The sequence below is a fragment of the Miniimonas arenae genome (assembly GCF_006351005.1).
Classification (GTDB): Bacteria; Actinomycetota; Actinomycetes; order Actinomycetales; family Beutenbergiaceae; genus Miniimonas; species Miniimonas arenae.
On sequence record NZ_VENP01000033.1, the window covers coordinates 1 to 15841 of the forward strand.

The 15841-nt window shown below is 73.0% G+C and carries 15 protein-coding genes; 14 read left to right on the forward strand and 1 reads right to left on the reverse strand.

Features of this window, described 5'->3' with window-relative positions; genetic code table 11:
- Window positions 1-135: 135 nt before the first annotated feature.
- Entirely contained in the window at window positions 136-1440 is a 1305-nt protein-coding gene (locus tag FH969_RS09510) for an isochorismate synthase (RefSeq protein ID WP_139987072.1), read from the reverse strand.
- 41 nt (window positions 1441-1481) lie between these two features.
- Between FH969_RS09510 and FH969_RS09515 the strand changes: the two genes are divergently transcribed.
- From FH969_RS09515 to nuoK, 14 genes are all read left to right on the forward strand, one after another.
- Window positions 1482-2174, forward strand: coding sequence for a demethylmenaquinone methyltransferase (locus FH969_RS09515; RefSeq protein ID WP_139987073.1), 693 nt, complete (start codon window positions 1482-1484; stop codon window positions 2172-2174).
- 326 nt (window positions 2175-2500) lie between these two features.
- The gene (locus tag FH969_RS09520; protein WP_139987074.1) at window positions 2501-3331 is read left to right on the forward strand and encodes a hypothetical protein; all 831 of its coding nucleotides are present in this window, start codon (window positions 2501-2503) and stop codon (window positions 3329-3331) included.
- Window positions 3332-3530: 199 nt separating this feature from the next.
- Entirely contained in the window at window positions 3531-4820 is a 1290-nt protein-coding gene (locus FH969_RS09525; RefSeq protein WP_139987075.1) for a geranylgeranyl reductase family protein, read from the forward strand.
- Window positions 4817-5179, forward strand: coding sequence for an NADH-quinone oxidoreductase subunit A (locus tag FH969_RS09530; protein WP_139987076.1), 363 nt, complete (start codon window positions 4817-4819; stop codon window positions 5177-5179). Before FH969_RS09525 ends, FH969_RS09530 begins: the two co-directional genes overlap by 4 nt.
- A 9-nt stretch (window positions 5180-5188) precedes the next feature.
- Window positions 5189-5743, forward strand: coding sequence for an NADH-quinone oxidoreductase subunit B (locus FH969_RS09535; protein WP_108719135.1), 555 nt, complete (start codon window positions 5189-5191; stop codon window positions 5741-5743).
- Window positions 5740-6483, forward strand: a complete 744-nt coding sequence (locus FH969_RS09540; RefSeq protein WP_139987077.1) for an NADH-quinone oxidoreductase subunit C — start codon at window positions 5740-5742, stop codon at window positions 6481-6483. Before FH969_RS09535 ends, FH969_RS09540 begins: the two co-directional genes overlap by 4 nt.
- The gene (locus FH969_RS09545; RefSeq protein WP_139987078.1) at window positions 6480-7865 is read left to right on the forward strand and encodes an NADH-quinone oxidoreductase subunit D; all 1386 of its coding nucleotides are present in this window, start codon (window positions 6480-6482) and stop codon (window positions 7863-7865) included. The genes FH969_RS09540 and FH969_RS09545 overlap by 4 nt, the downstream gene beginning before the upstream one ends.
- Window positions 7862-8863 carry an NADH-quinone oxidoreductase subunit NuoE gene (nuoE, locus tag FH969_RS09550; RefSeq protein ID WP_139987079.1) on the forward strand — a complete coding sequence of 334 codons (1002 nt, stop codon included), beginning with the start codon at window positions 7862-7864 and terminating at the stop codon, window positions 8861-8863. The genes FH969_RS09545 and nuoE overlap by 4 nt, the downstream gene beginning before the upstream one ends.
- On the forward strand, window positions 8860-10173 hold the full coding sequence (gene nuoF / locus FH969_RS09555) for an NADH-quinone oxidoreductase subunit NuoF (protein ID WP_108719139.1): 1314 nt from the start codon (window positions 8860-8862) through the stop codon (window positions 10171-10173). The genes nuoE and nuoF overlap by 4 nt, the downstream gene beginning before the upstream one ends.
- Entirely contained in the window at window positions 10170-12629 is a 2460-nt protein-coding gene (locus tag FH969_RS09560; protein ID WP_108719140.1) for an NADH-quinone oxidoreductase subunit G, read from the forward strand. The genes nuoF and FH969_RS09560 overlap by 4 nt, the downstream gene beginning before the upstream one ends.
- Entirely contained in the window at window positions 12626-13945 is a 1320-nt protein-coding gene (gene nuoH, locus FH969_RS09565) for an NADH-quinone oxidoreductase subunit NuoH (RefSeq protein WP_108719141.1), read from the forward strand. Before FH969_RS09560 ends, nuoH begins: the two co-directional genes overlap by 4 nt.
- Window positions 13938-14606: an NADH-quinone oxidoreductase subunit NuoI gene (nuoI, locus tag FH969_RS09570; protein ID WP_108719142.1), complete on the forward strand. Its 669-nt coding sequence runs from the start codon at window positions 13938-13940 to the stop codon at window positions 14604-14606. Before nuoH ends, nuoI begins: the two co-directional genes overlap by 8 nt.
- The gene (locus FH969_RS09575) at window positions 14606-15544 is read left to right on the forward strand and encodes an NADH-quinone oxidoreductase subunit J (RefSeq protein ID WP_139987080.1); all 939 of its coding nucleotides are present in this window, start codon (window positions 14606-14608) and stop codon (window positions 15542-15544) included. The genes nuoI and FH969_RS09575 overlap by 1 nt, the downstream gene beginning before the upstream one ends.
- Window positions 15541-15840 (forward strand): NADH-quinone oxidoreductase subunit NuoK, encoded by a 300-nt coding sequence (gene nuoK / locus FH969_RS09580; protein ID WP_108719144.1) that lies wholly within the window; start codon window positions 15541-15543, stop codon window positions 15838-15840. Before FH969_RS09575 ends, nuoK begins: the two co-directional genes overlap by 4 nt.
- The last annotated feature ends 1 nt before the right edge of the window (window position 15841 follow it).

Genomic DNA, 15841 nt, shown 5'->3' on the forward strand with positions numbered 1-15841 from the left:
CGCTCGCCGTCGGGTCGGTGCTCGTCGGCGGCGGCCTCCTCCTCGCGAGGCGCCGCGCCGCCTGAGTCTCCACGCCCACCGGGATCGGCGCGAGGAGGCGCGCGCCCCGCGGGCCGCCGCGTGGGAGCCCGGCCCTCAGCCGAGCAGCGCCTGCCGCACGGGCTCGAGCTTCGCCTCGGTCTCGTCGAGCTCGGCCCCGGGGTCGGACGCGGCGACGATCCCGCAGCCCGCGAACAGTCGGATCCGGCGCTCGTCGGCGGGGTCGATCGCCCCGCACCGCAGCGCGATGCAGAACTCACCGTCGCCGTCCGCGCCGAGCCAGCCGACCGGTCCCGCGTAGCGTCCGCGGTCCATCCCCTCGATCTCGCGCACCAGCCGGACGGCGACGTCGGTGGGTGTGCCACCGACCGCCGCGGTGGGGTGCAGCGCGTCGGCGAGGACCAGCGCGGAGGGGCGCACGCCGTCGCCGTCGTGCGCGAGCGCGCCGGTGACGTCGGTCGCGAGGTGCATCACGTTGGGCAGGTGCAGCACGCTGGGGGAGTCCGGCACGTTGGCGCTCGCCACGAACGGCGTCAGCGCCTCCGCGAGCGAGGCGACGGCGAACTCGTGCTCCTCGAGGTCCTTCGAGGACCGCGCGAGCTCGGCGGCCCGCAGGAGGTCGGAGGCGTCGTCGCCCGTGCGGCGGATCGTGCCCGCGAGCACGCGCGAGGCGACCAGGCCGCGCTCGCGTCGCACGAGCAGCTCGGGCGTCGCGCCCACCAGTCCGTCGACGGCGAACGTCCACGTGCTCGGGTACGCGGCCTGGAAGCGGTCGAGCAGGCAGCGCACGTCGAGCGGATCCGCGCTCGTCGCCCACGCGTCGCGGGCCAGCACGAGCTTGGCCACCTCGCCCGCGCGGATGCGCGCGACGGCGCCGGCGACCCGCGCCTTCCACTCCTCGGGCGACGTGGTCCCGGCCGACCAGTGCACGTCGCGCGGCGCGACCACGGGCTCGGCGGGCGCGTCCAGGGGGAGGGGTGGTGCGCCGTCGGGGTCGATCGTGGTGACCCAGGCGCGTACGCCTGTCGGCGTGGTGCGGCGACCGACCACCACGCGGGGCACCACGAGCGCCCCGCCGGCCGGGTCGTCGTCGTCGAACGCGAAGGACCCGACGGCGAGCAGCCCGCTCCCGGGCAGGCGCACCGCGTCGTGCACGACGGCGGTGCGCGCCAACGCGTGCAGCCACACGTCCGCACCGCGCATCCGGGCGGGCCCGCGCGCGTCGTACCGCGCCGCCTCGCCCCACGCGACGAACCCCTCGCCGCGTCGCAGCCACGCGGCGACGCCGTGCCGCGAAGGCAGGAGGGCGAGGAGGTCGACCGGGTCGGTGATCGCCGTCGTCGTCACCGTGAGCGCCGGCAGGGTGCGGGGCTGGGTGTCGGTGAGCGCGGCGTGGGACATCGCCCGTCAGCCTAACCCCGCACGTCTGGGAGGATCGGGGGATGGCCCGCGCGCAGCTGGACAAGAAGCCCGAGGACGTCGCGGGGATGTTCGACGACGTCGCACGCCGCTACGACGTGACCAACGACGTCCTCTCCCTGGGCATGGACCGGTTCTGGCGGCGGGCCACGGTCCGCGCGATCGACGCCGCACCCGGCGAGCGCGTGCTCGACCTCGCGGCGGGCACCGGGACCTCGAGCGCGGCGCTGGCCGACGGCGGCGTCTCGACCGTCGCGTGCGACTTCTCCCAGGGCATGGTGTTCGAGGGCAAGCGGCGTCGGCCCGATCTTGCGTTGGTGGCGGGCGACGCCACCCGGCTGCCCTTCGCGGACGACACCTTCGACGCCGTGACGATCTCCTTCGGCCTGCGCAACGTGAACCCCGCCGCCGAGGGCCTCGCCGAGATGCGGCGCGTCACCCGGCCCGGCGGGCGCCTCGTGGTGTGCGAGTTCTCCACCCCGCCGCTCGCGGCGTTCGGTGCGCTCTACCGGTTCTACCTGCGCCGCGTGCTGACCCCGATCTCGCGGGCCGTGAGCTCCAACCCCGAGGCTTACGACTACCTCGAGGAGTCGATCCTCGACTGGCCCGACCAGCACGGGGTCGCCGACCTGCTGCACGACGCGGGCTGGCGCTCGGTGTCCTACCGCAACCTCACGGGTGGGATCGTCGCGCTGCACCGCGCCGTCAACCCCTGAGCGCGGGCGTCTGCCCCGTGGGGTAGCGCCTGGCCGCGCGCTGGGCCAGCGATTCGTGCCGCACGCGCGCGTGAACCCAGCGATTCGTGCCGGGTTCGAGCGCGAACCCAGCGATCTGTGCCGGGTTCGAGCTCGAACCCGGCACAGATCGCTGGCCTGGTGCCGCACCCGCGCGCGAACCCAGCGATTCGTGCCGGGTTCGGGCTCCAGACCGGGACAGATCGCTGGCACCACGCCCGCGACCGGGACAGATCGCTGCCACCGCGCGTCAACGACCACCCGGAAGGGTCCGTGACGCGCGGCGCGCGGGGTGCAACGATCGGCGCATGACGAGCGACCCCGCGGACCAGCCCGTCCCACCAGCCACGACGCCGGCCACGACGCCGGCCGCGACGCCGCCGGCGCAGCCCCCCGGCGCCCAGCCCCGCTGGCAGGACCGCACCACCTCCTGGTTCGTCCGCGCCGGCAAGACCACGGCCGTCGCGCTCGTGATCGTGGCCGTGGTCGCCGTGCTCTACCTCATCGGTGCCGCGTTCCTGCCGCGGTGGTGGGCGCAGGTCGTGGGCCGCCAGGCCGACGGCTCGATGAGCAGCGGCGCCGCCTGGGGCGTCTTCTACGGGTTCCTCTTCACGTTCCTGCCCGTCCTCGTGATCGCGCAGGCGCGCCGTCCCGTGTTCAAGGGCTGGAAGACGAAGCTCGTCGTGGTGGCCGTCGGCCTCCTGCTGGCGCTGCCCAACTGGCTCACGCTCTGGATCGTCGTCGGGACCACGGACGCGGCGCACGCAGGCGAGCGCATCCTCGACGTCGACGCCCCGGGCTTCCGGGCGGGCACCGCCGTCGGCGCGGCGGCGGGCGTGGTCATCTCGCTGTTCCTTGTGTTCACGGGCACGTACCTGCGCCGGCGCCGAGCGACCCTCAAGGCGCGCGAGGCGGACCTCGCGGCGCGCGAGGCACGGCTGGCGAACCCCGGGCCCGTCAGCTCCACGGCGGGCACGACGGCGCGCACCACTCCGGGCGCGACGCCCACCTCGGGCGCGGCCTCGGGCGCCACCTGGGGCTCGCCGTCGGGGACCTCGCCGACCACCGGCCAGGGCTCGCCGTCGGGCCCGATCGACCCGCCGCGCAGCAGCCTCGACCTGCCCGACGACGGGCGCTGATCACAGTGCCCGCGCCCGCGCCCGGGACCTTGGTCCCGGCCGTCGCGGAGGAGTTAGGCAACCCTTGGGAGACACCCCGCGAAGGGCGTTCGTATAGTCAGGAACGGGCACGCGCGGAAGCGTCCGGAACCGGGCGCGCCCGGCCTCCCGGGCCGGCGGCGTGGGTGACGACGGCGATCACGGCGGCGAGGTGAGGGCGATGACCACGGAGGCCACGGCTGACGTCGTCGTCGTCGGCGCAGGCCCCGGCGGGGCCGCGACCGCCCACTACCTCGCCCAGCGCGGACTCGAGGTCGTGCTCCTGGAGAAGGCGACGTTCCCGCGCGACAAGGTCTGCGGCGACGGCCTCACCCCGCGTGCGGTGGCCGAGCTGATCTCGATGGGCGTGCCCACGCGTGAGTCCGACGGCTGGATCCGCAACCGCGGCCTGCGCGTCATCGGCGGCGGCCACACGATCGAGCTGCCCTGGCCGGACCTGGAGACCGTGCCCGGCTACGGCCTCGTCCGCGCCCGCGCCGACCTCGACGAGACGCTCGCCCGGCACGCCGCAGCGAGCGGGGCGAAGCTGCTCGAGGGCCACGCGGTGACCGGTGCGGTGCGCGACGACGACGGCCGCGTCGTCGGCGTCACCGCGAAGCGTGTCGACGGCAACGGCCGCGCCACGGGCGAGGCGCCGGTGACTTTCCGGGCCCCCTACGTCGTCGACGCGGGTGGTGTGTCGGCCCGCCTGGCGACCTCCGTGGGACGCGAGAAGCGCAACGACCGGCCGCTCGGCGTCGCCGTGCGGACCTACTTCCGCACCCCGCGGCACGACGACGACATGATGGAGTCCCATCTCGAGCTGTGGGACGGCAAGCGAGGCGAGAGCGCGCTGCTGCCCGGCTACGGCTGGATCTTCGCGCTCGGCAACGGCCTGGCCAACGTGGGCCTCGGCAGCGTGAGCTCGAACGCGAAGGCCACCACGATCAGCTACAAGGACATCTTCGCCCGGTGGATGGCGAACGTGCCGGAGGAGTGGGGCTTCACGACCGAGAACCAGGTCGGCCCGATCCGCAGCGCGGCGCTCCCGATGGCGTTCAACCGCCAGCCGCTGTACGCCGACGGCCTGCTCCTCGTGGGCGACTCCGGCGGCATGGTGAGCCCGTTCAACGGTGAGGGGATCGCCTACGCGATGCAGGCCGGCCGGTACGCGGCCGACGTCCTCGCGCAGGCCCTCGCGCGGCCCGACGCCGCGAGCCGGGAGCGCGCCATGCTCGCCTACCCGCGCCTCATGAAGGCCGAGCTCGGCGGGTACTACGCGCTGGGCAAGCAGTTCGTCCGGATCATCGAGCACCCGAAGGTGATGCGGGTCTGCACGAAGTACGGCCTGCCCCGACCGCTGCTCATGAAGTTCGTCCACAAGCTGCTCTCGGACTCCTACGACCGGACCGGCGGCGACGCCATGGACCGGATCATCACGGCTCTGACGAAGGTGGTGCCCTCGGCATGACCAATCCCTACGTCCCGATACTCGTCCTCATGGGCGCGGCCGCGCTGCTCGCCCTCGGCGGCATCGGCGCGAGCGCTGTCATCGGACCGAAGGTCTACAGCCGCGCCAAGCTCGAGGCGTACGAGTGCGGCATCCAGCCGACCCCGCACGCCATCGGGCACGGCCGGTTCAACATCAAGTACTACCTCGTCGCGATGACGTTCATCGTCTTCGACATCGAGGTGGTCTTCCTCTACCCGTGGGCCGTCGCGTTCAGCGACCTGGCCGTCTTCGGAGTCGTGGCGATGCTCGGGTTCCTCGCGCTCATCACGGTCCCGTACCTCTACGAGTGGCGCCGCGGCGCGCTGAACTGGGACTAGGAGGCTCTCGTGGTCGGTATCGAGGAGAAGGCCCCGGGCTTCGCCCTTGGCACCATCGGCGATCTCGTCGGGCTCGCCCGCAAGGCGTCCATGTGGCCCGTCACGATGGGCCTCGCGTGCTGCGCGATCGAGATGATGGCGACCGGCGGCGCCCGATTCGACATCTCGCGGTTCGGCATGGAGGTGTTCCGCGCGTCCCCCCGGCACGCCGACCTGATGATCGTCTCGGGCCGGCTGTCGCAGAAGATGGCGCCCGTCGTGCGCCAGGTCTACGACCAGATGTCGGACCCGAAGTGGGTCATCTCGATGGGCGCGTGCGCCTCGAGCGGCGGCATGTTCAACAACTACGCGATCGTGCAGGGCTGCGACCACATCGTGCCCGTCGACATCTACCTGCCCGGCTGCCCGCCGCGTCCGGAGATGCTGCTGCACGCGATCCTCGAGCTGCACAAGCAGGTCCAGTCCACGCCGCTCGGCCTCAACCGGGAGAAGGCTGCCCGCGCCGCGGAGGCGGCCGCGCTCGCCGCGGTCCCGACGCACGCGCAGAAGGGGCTGCTGGCATGACGACGCCGGTCCCCGCGGGCGCGCCGGACCCGGCGGATCGGCGCGAGCTCGGCCTGCGCGACGGCGGCCAGACGGTGGACGACCTCATCGCCCAGCGCCAGGGTCTGTTCGGCGTCGAGGGCACGGGTGATACGTCCGGATTCGGCGGGCTGCGCACCGCCGTCGTGCTCTCCGTGCCGAGCGTGCGGCCCTACGGCGGCTGGTTCGACGAGGTCGTCGACATCCTCGCCGAGGTGCTCGAGGACGCCGGCATCGCCTTCGACGACGCTGTGCGCAAGGTCGTGGTGGACCGCGGCGAGCTCACGCTGGAGATCGCCCGCGAGCACCTCGTCACCGTCTGCCAGTCGCTGCGCGACGAGCAGGACCTCCGGTTCGAGCTCAGCCTCGGCGTGAGCGGCGTGCACTACCCGACCGACGCCGGCCGCGAGCTGCACGCGGTGTACCACCTGCGCTCGATCACCCACGGGCCGCGCTCGCTGCGCCTCGAGGTCGCGGTCCCCGACGCGGACCCGCACATCCCCTCGACCACCGCGGTGTACCCCACGCACGACTGGCACGAGCGCGAGACGTGGGACTTCTTCGGGATCGTCTTCGACGGTCACCCGGCCCTCGCCCGCATCGAGATGCCGGACGACTGGGTCGGCCACCCGCAGCGCAAGGACTACCCGCTCGGCGGGATCCCGGTGGAGTACAAGGGCGCCACGGTGCCCCCGGCGGACGAGCGGAGGACCTACCGATGAGCACCCCGACGAACGCCGACCGGGTCGACTCCCGCCGGGAGTCCACGTTCTCCTTCTCCGGCGAGGAGGAGGACCTCGACGGCGCCGCCGTCTTCACCGCGCACGGCGGGGACTGGCAGAGCATCGCCGAGGAGGCCGCGCGCCTGGGCGAGGAGCGCATCGTCGTCAACATGGGTCCGCAGCACCCGTCCACGCACGGCGTGCTGCGTCTCGTCATCGAGATCGACGGCGAGACGGTCCGGGAGGTGCGGGTCGGCATCGGCTACCTGCACACCGGCATCGAGAAGAACATGGAGTTCCGCACCTGGACCCAGGGCGTGACCTTCTGCACCCGGATGGACTACGTCGCCCCCTTCTTCCAGGAGGTCGCGTACTGCCTCGGCGTCGAGCAGCTGCTCGGGGTCGAGGTCCCCGAGCGGGCCACGCTCGTGCGGGTCCTGCTGATGGAGCTCCAGCGCGCCGCGTCCCACCTCGTCGCGATCGCGACCGGCGGCAACGAGCTCGGCGCCACCACGATCATGATCGAGGGCTTCCAGGCGCGCGAGGAGATCCTCAAGATCTTCGAGCTCGTCTCGGGCCTGCGGATGAACCACGCGTACGTCCGCCCGGGCGGCCTGGCCCAGGACATCCCGCCGGGCACCACGGCGGCGATCCGGGACATGCTGCCCCGGCTGCGCAAGCACGTGAAGCACCTGCACATGCTCATCGACGCCAACCCGATCTTCCACGGGCGCGCCAAGGGCGTGGGCTACCTGCCGCTCTCGACCGCGCTCGCGCTCGGAGTGACCGGTCCGATCCTGCGCTCGGCGGGCCTGCCGTTCGACCTGCGCAAGGACGACCCGTACTGCGGCTACGAGACGTACGAGTTCGACGTGCCGACCTCCACCGACGCCGACGCGTTCGCCCGGGTCATGCTGCGGTTCGACGAGATCGACGAGTCGCTGCGGATCGTCGAGCAGGTGATCAGCCGCCTGGACGCCCAGGACCGCGCCGGCGGGTCGCACCCCGTGATGGTCGCGGACCCCTCGATCGCGTGGCCGGCGCAGCTGGCCATCGGGCCCGACGGGCAGGGCAACTCCGCGGCGCACATCCGCGAGATCATGGGCCACTCGATGGAGTCGCTCATCCACCACTTCAAGCTGGTGACGGAGGGCTTCCGGGTCCCCGCGGGCCAGGTCTTCAGCCAGATCGAGCACGCCAAGGGCGTCATCGGCGCGCACCTCGTGTCCGACGGCGGCACGCGCCCCTACCGCGCGCACTTCCGTGATCCCTCGTTCACCAACCTGCAGGCCCTGGCCGCGATGTGCGAGGGCGCGCAGATCGCCGACGTCGTGGTCGCCGTCGCCTCGATCGACCCCGTGCTGGGAGGTGTGGACCGATGACCGAGCTCTCGACCCAGCCGGAGGCGCCGACCCCGACGCAGACCTACGGCTACCCCGAGGACGTCGCGGCGCAGCTGCGCGCGGACGCGGCCACGATCATCGCGCGCTACCCGGACCCGCGCAGCGCGCTCCTGCCGCTGCTGCACCTCGTGCAGTCCGTGGACGCGTTCGTCTCCCCGCGCGGCATCGCGCTGTGCGCCGAGCTGCTGGACCTCTCGCGGGCGGAGGTGTCCGCCGTCGCGACGTTCTACTCCCAGTACAAGCGCAAGCCGAACGGCCGGTACACCGTCGGCGTGTGCACGAACACGCTGTGCGCGGTCATGGGCGGCGACGCCGTGTACGACGCGGTGAGCGAGCACCTCGGGATCGGCAACGACGAGACCACGCCCGACGGCGCCATCACCCTCGAGCGCATCGAGTGCAACGCGGCGTGCGACTACGCGCCCGTCGTGATGGTGAACTGGGAGTTCTTCGACAACGTCACGCCCGAGCGCGCGACGTCGCTCGTGGCCGACCTCGCCGCGGGCATCCCGGTCACCTCCTCGCGCGGCCCCGTGGTCCAGGACTTCCGCGCCGTCTCGCGCGTCCTGGCCGGGTTCGAGGACGGCCTCGTCGACGAGGGCGGCGCCGGCGGCGACGCGACGATCGTCGGCCTGCGGATCGCGCGCGAGCACGGCTGGCAGGCGCCGGCGTTCCCCGGCGACGAGGGCGCCTCGGGCGAGCACCAGACCGACGAGCCCGACGGCGAGCACCAGCCCGCGCAGACCGGCGCCGATGGCGCCACGGCAGCAGGCACCGAGCCCACCGGTGAGCCGACCACCTCGGAGCCGACCACCGACGCCGGCGCCGTCCCCGGCGCCGCCGAGGGCGCGGCCGCGGTCGGCGAGGAGCAGTCCAGCGCCGAGCACGCCGGCCCGATCGGCGAGGCCGAGGCGACCGGCGAGCACGAGCAGACCAAGCAGCGCACCGAGTCCGGCGAGAAGGGGGCCCAGTCATGACCGACACGCTCACCCCGGTCCTCAGCGACATCTGGGACGCCGACCGGTCGTGGACGCTGGCCACCTACCGCGAGCACGGCGGCTACCGCGCGCTCGCCCGGGCCCGCGAGCTGGCGCCTGCCGACCTCGTCGAGCTCGTCAAGGCGTCCGGCCTGCGTGGCCGCGGTGGCGCAGGCTTCCCGACCGGCCTCAAGTGGAGCTTCCTGCCGCCGCCGGACGGCGGACCGCGCTACCTCGTGGTGAACGCGGACGAGTCCGAGCCGGGCACGTGCAAGGACGTCCCCGTCATGCTCGCGAACCCGCACGTGCTCATCGAGGGCGTCGCGATCACGAGCGCAGCGATCGGCTGCGAGCACGCCTTCATCTACCTGCGCGGCGAGGTCGTGCACGTCTACCGCCGGCTGCTCGCGGCGGTGCGCGAGGCCGAGGAGGCGGGCCTGCTCCAGGGCCTGCGGATCACGGTGCACGCAGGTGCGGGCGCCTACATCTGCGGTGAGGAGACGGCGCTGCTGGACTCCCTCGAGGGTCGGCGCGGGCAGCCGCGGCTCAAGCCGCCGTTCCCCGCCGTCGCGGGCCTGTACGCGCGCCCGACGGTGGTCAACAACGTGGAGTCGATCGCGTCCGTGCCCGGGATCGTGCTCGGCGGCGCCGAGTGGTTCACCGGACTCGGCACGCCGAAGAGCGCCGGACACGGCCTGTTCTCGCTCTCGGGCCACGTGCGCCGGCCGGGCCAGTACGAGGCGCCGCTCGGCATCACGCTGCGTGAGCTGCTCGAGCTGGCCGGTGGGATCCGCGAGGGACACCGCCTGAAGTTCTGGACCCCGGGCGGGTCCTCCACGCCGATCCTCACCGACGCCCACCTCGACATCCCCCTGGACTACGAGGGCGTCGCCGGTGCGGGCTCGATGCTCGGCACCCGCGCGCTGCAGATCTTTGACGAGACCGTCTCGGTCGTGCGCGCCGTGAGCCGCTGGATCGACTTCTACAAGCACGAGTCCTGCGGCAAGTGCACCCCCTGCCGCGAGGGCACGTACTGGCTCCAGCAGGTGATGCACCGGCTCGAGGAGGGCAGGGGCACGCCCGAGGACATCCGCACGCTCGAGGACGTGGCCGGCAACATCCTCGGCCGCAGCTTCTGCGCGCTGGGCGACGCTGCCGCCACCCCGGTGCAGAGCGGACTGGAGCACTTCCGCGAGGAGTTCGAGGCGGGCTGCCACACGCCCGCCCGCGACCTCTTCCCGTACGAGGCCTCCGCGCTGGCGACTGCGGGCACCGCGTCGGCACGCGGCGGCAGGGAGGTCACGGCATGACGACCACACAGCCGGCCCCGACCGGGCAGGTCGTGCCGCTCGTCGAGGTCACGATCGACGGCGTGCGCACCGAGGTGCCCAAGGGCACCCTGGTCATCCGCGCGGCCGAGGACATCGGGATCGCCATCCCGCGGTTCTGCGACCACCCGCTGCTCAAGCCCGCCGGGGCGTGCCGCCAGTGCCTCGTGGAGGTGGCCACGCCGGACCGCGAGGGCACGCTGCGCACGATGCCGAAGCCGCAGGCCTCGTGCACGCTCGAGGTCAGCCCCGGCATGGTGGTGAGCACGCAACTCACGAGCGAGGTCGCCGACAAGGCCCAGCACGGGGTGATGGAGTTCCTCCTCATCAACCACCCGCTGGACTGCCCGATCTGCGACAAGGGCGGGGAGTGCCCGCTGCAGAACCAGGCGATGGCGCACGGCCGCGCCACCACCCGGTTCGTCGACGTCAAGCGGACCTACCCCAAGCCCCTCGCGATCTCGACCCAGATCCTCCTGGACCGCGAGCGCTGCATCCTGTGCCAGCGCTGCACTCGGTTCTCCGACGAGATCGCCGGCGACCCGTTCATCGAGCTGCAGATGCGCGGCGCGCGTCAGCAGATCGGCACGTTCGACTCCGGCGTCCTCGGCTTCGCCGGCGACGCCCCCGTGGGCGCGGCCGAGCTCGACGACTCCGGGCGCCCGTTCGCGTCGTACTTCTCGGGCAACACGATCCAGATCTGCCCCGTCGGCGCGCTCACGTCGGCCGCGTACCGCTTCCGGGCGCGCCCGTTCGACCTCGTCTCGGTGCCCTCGATCGCCGAGCACGACGCGTGCGGCGCCGCGATCCGCATCGACCACCGCCGCGGCGTGGTCCTGCGCCGCCTGGCCGGGGACGACCCGGCGGTGAACGAGGAGTGGATCAGCGACAAGGACCGGTTCGCCTTCCGCTGGCAGGTCGCCGCGGACCGCCTCGTCGCACCGCTCGTGCGCGACGGCGAGGACGGCTCCGGCCCGCTCGTCGAGACGAGCTGGGCGGACGCCCTCGACGTCGCCGCGACCCTCCTGGCGCAGCGCCGTGGGTCCCTGGCGGCCCTGCCGGGCGGACGCGGCACGCTCGAGGACGCGCTCGCGTGGAGCGCGTTCACCCGGGTCGTGCTCGGGACGAACGACGTCGACTTCCGCTCCCGCGCCTACGGCGGCGCGGAGGAGGCCGACCACCTGGCCGCGCGCGTCGCGGGTTCGGGCCTCGACGTGACGTACGCCGACCTCGACGGCGCCGACGTGCTGCTCGCGGGCCTGGAGCCCGAGGAGGAGGCCGCGACGATCTTCCTGCGGCTGCGCAAGGGCGTGCTCGCCGCGCGGACCCACGTCACTGTCCTCGGGCCGTACCTCACGCGCGGGTCGGCGAAGCTCCGGGCGACGCTGCTGCCCGCCGCGCCCGGGACCGAGGCCGAGGTGCTCGAGGCGACCGACACGTTCGGCGCGTCCGACGGCGACCGACCCCGCATCGTGCTCGTGGGGGAGCGGCTCGCCGCCGCCCCCGGTGGGCTGACCGCGGCGGCCGCGCTCGCCGAGCGCACCGGAGCCCGGCTGGCCTGGGTGCCGCGTCGCGCCGGCGATCGTGCCGCCGTCGAGGCCGGCCTGCTTCCGATCCTGCTCCCGGGCGGTCGGCCCGTCGCCGACGAGTCCGCGCGCGCCGAGGTCGCCGCCGCCTGGGGCGTCACGCCCCCGGCCGCCCCCGGCCGCGACCTCGCGGGCATCCTCGACGCGCTGCGCGCGGGCGAGCTCGCGGGCGTCGTCGTCGGCGGGGTCGAGCTCGAGGACCTGCCCGACCCGGCTGCCGCGCTCGCCGCCCTCGAGGCGGTCCGCGCCGCAGGCGGCGTGGTCGTCTCGCTGGAGGTGCGCCGCTCCGCGATCACCGAGCTCGCCGACGTCGTGCTCCCGGTGGCGCCGCCGGCCGAGAAGGCGGGCACGTTCCTCACGTGGGAGGGTCGTCCGCGCGCGTTCGCGGCGGTGTTCGACACGGCCGCGCTCGGTGACGCCGCGGTGCTCGGGCTGCTCGCCGAGGAGATCGGCACGCCGCTGCCGGACGCCTCGATGCCCGCCTGGCGCGGACAGCGCGTGGCGGCGGCTCGGCTCGACGCGCCGGCCCCGCCGGAGCCCGGCCCCGGGCAGGCCGTGCTGGCCACCTGGCGGCTGCTCCTGGACGCCGGCCGCGGGCAGGACGACGAGCCGCACCTGGCCGGGACCGCGCGCCGCGCCGTCGCGCTCATGGCGGAGTCCACCGCACGCGGGCTCGGGCTGCAGGGCGCCGCCGAGGTCACGGTCCGCGGGCCGCGCGGCAGCGTCACGCTCCCGCTCGTGCTCGCCGGTGTGGTCGACGGCGTGGTCTGGCTGCCGTTCAGTCCGCGGGAGCGGGCCGGGGCGGCCGCGCTGGGCGCGCAGTCCGGGGACATCGTGGAGGTGACGGCATGAACCACCAGGTGGTAGCCGACTTCAGCAACGACACGTGGTGGATCTGGGTCATCAAGGCCGTCGCCATCATCGTGTTCCTCCTGCTCAACGTCCTCATCGCGATCTGGGCCGAGCGCCGGATCCTGGGCCGGATGCAAATCCGGCCCGGACCCAACGTGCACGGTCCGCTCGGGCTGTTCCAGTCCCTCGCCGACGCCATGAAGCTCCTCCTCAAGGAGGACATGACGGTCAAGGCCGCGGACAAGTTCGTCTACGTGCTCGCGCCGCTCATCACGGTGTTCGCCTCGTTGCTCGTGTTCGCCGTCATCCCGTTCGGGCCCGAGGTGAGCATGTTCGGGGTGGTCACCCCGCTGCAGCTCACGGACACCCCCGTGGCCGTGCTCTACGTGCTCGCGGTGACCTCGTTCGGCGTGTACGGCATCATGCTCGGCGGCTGGGCGTCCGGCTCGACCTACCCGCTGCTCGGGTCGGTCCGCGGCACCGCGCAGGTGATCTCCTACGAGCTCGCGATGGGCCTCTCGCTCGTCAGCGTCTTCGTGGTGTCCGGCTCGATGTCCACCTCGGCGATCGTGGCGGCCCAGGCGCCGTTCTGGTGGTGCCTCGCGCTGCTGCCCGCGTTCCTCGTCTACGTCGTCTCGATGGTGGGGGAGACCAACCGCCTGCCGTTCGACCTTCCCGAGGCCGAGGGCGAGCTCGTGGCCGGCCACATGACCGAGTACTCCTCGATGAAGTTCGCGTGGTTCTTCCTCGCGGAGTACATCAACATGTTCAACGTCTCGGCGGTCGCGACAACGCTGTTCCTCGGCGGCTGGCGTGCCCCGTGGCCCATCTCGGCCATCGGCGACGGCATGTTCAACGAGGGTTGGTGGCCGTTCCTGTGGTTCTTCCTCAAGATGTGGTCGCTGATGTTCTTCTTCTTCTGGGTCCGCGGCACGCTGCTGCGGTTCCGGTACGACCAGTTCATGAACATCGGCTGGAAGATCCTCATCCCCACCGCGCTCGTCTGGCTCGTCGCCGTGATCGGGGTGCAGTCGGTGCGCCAGTTCGCCGAGGTCGACCTGCGCCAGATGCTGATCTGGATCGGGATACCGCTCGCGGTGCTGCTGTTAGCGCTCGTGTTCTGGCCCGAGAAGAAGAAGCCCGAGCCGGTCGCGGCAGGGCCGGTGGTGTTCGACCCGATGGCGGACGGCTTCCCCGTCCCGCCGCTGCCCGGCCAGCAGCTGCCGCCCGCCCCGCGTCGGCGCACCGTGTCCGCGGGGTCGGTGGTGGCCGGCGCGACGGCCGGACCCGAGACGAAGGAGACCGGCGATGAGTGAGTCGAGCGAGCGCGCGGGCGGGCAGCCCGAGGAGAAGCGCCGCGGGCTCGGCGGCGCGATCGGCGACCTGCTCGCCCCCGTGGCCGGGTTCGGTGTGACCTTCTCGAACATGTTCCGGCCGACGGTCACGGAGCAGTACCCATACGTGAGGCACCCCACGGCGCCGCGCTACCACGGCCGCCACCAGCTCAACCGCTACCCCGACGGGCTCGAGAAGTGCATCGGGTGCGAGCTGTGCGCGTGGGCGTGCCCTGCGGATGCGATCTTCGTCGAGGGGGCGGACAACACCCCGGAGAATCAGCACTCCCCGGGCGAGCGGTACGGCGCCGTCTACCAGATCAACTACCTGCGATGCATCTTCTGCGGGCTGTGCATCGAGGCGTGCCCGACGCGTGCGCTCACGATGGGCAACGACTTCGAGCTCGCCGGACCCACGCGCGAGGGGCTCATCTTCACCAAGGAGGAGCTGCTCGCACCGCTGACCCAGGGCATGCTCGGCGTGCCGCACCCGATGGTCGAGGGCACCACGGACCGCGACTACTACCGCGGCGAGGTCACCGGCCCGACGGCGGACCAGATCGCCTGGGTGGAGCGCGAGCGTCCCGAGGACCCCACGCTCGAGGGTGCGCGTCAGGCCGCCGCGACGAAGGCGGTGCGCTGATGGACACCGCCGTCGGGACCGGCGCGGAGGCGGTCATCTTCTGGGTGATCGGCCCGCTCATGGTGATAGCCGCGCTCGCGCTGCTGTTCGCGCGCAAGCCCGTGCACGCCGCGGTCGGCCTGATCTTCGTGATGATCGGCATGGCGTTCCTGTACACCACGCTCGAGGCGCCGTTCCTCGGCGTCGCCCAGGTGGTCGTCTACACCGGCGCGATCATGATCCTGTTCGTCTTCGTGCTCATGCTCGTCGGCGTCGACGCCGCGGACTCGGTGGCCGAGACGATCGCGGGTCAGCGCGCGATCGCGGTGCTGCTCGCCGTCGGCCTCGCCGCGGTGCTCATCGGCGTGGTCGTCACCGCGACGCTGCCGACCGCCGTCGGGCTCACCGACGCCAACGCCGGGACGAACCCCGTGGGCGTCGCGCACGAGATCTTCGGAAAGACCGTGTTCGCGCTCGAGCTGGTCGGCGTGCTGCTCGTGATCGCCGCGCTCGGCGCGATCACGCTCACGCACAAGGAGGCGCTCTCGCCCGCGCGGAACCAGCAGGCCGCCGTGCGGCTGCGCCAGCGCGCCTACGCCCGCGGCGAGGGCTCCCAGGTGCTCACGCCGCTGCCCGCGCCCGGCGTGTACGCCACGCACAACGCGGCCGACGTGCCCGCGCTGGACCCGCAGGGCAACCCCATCGACGTGTCCGTGCCGCGTGTGCTGCGCATCCGCGGCCAGGAGCTCGCGCCGAGCGCTGTCGACGGCCACGTCGCCGAGATCGCGCAGGGCGCCTACCTGCAGCCCCGTCCCACGTCGTTCGGCGAGCTCGCCGGCGAGACGCAGGACCCGCCGACGCAGTCGACCGCGAGCGGCCCGGCCGCGGACGACCCGACGGCGAGCGGCCCCACGGCCCACGAGACCACCCGCAACACGGCCGAGGAGACGCAGTCGTGACCCTCCTGCACTACCTGGTGCTGTCCGGGGTGCTCTTCACCATCGGCGCCGCGACCGTGCTCACCCGCCGCAACGCGATCCTCGCGTTCATGGGCGTGGAGCTCATGCTCAACTCCTGCAACCTGGCGCTGGTCACCTTCAGCCGCATCCACGGCACCCTCACCGGCCAGGTGATGGCCTTCTTCGTGATGGTGGTGGCCGCGGCCGAGGTCGTCGTGGGCCTCGCGATCATCGTGTCGATCTACCGCGCGCGTCGGACGGTGTCCGTCGACGAGCCGAGCCTGCTGAAGAACTGAG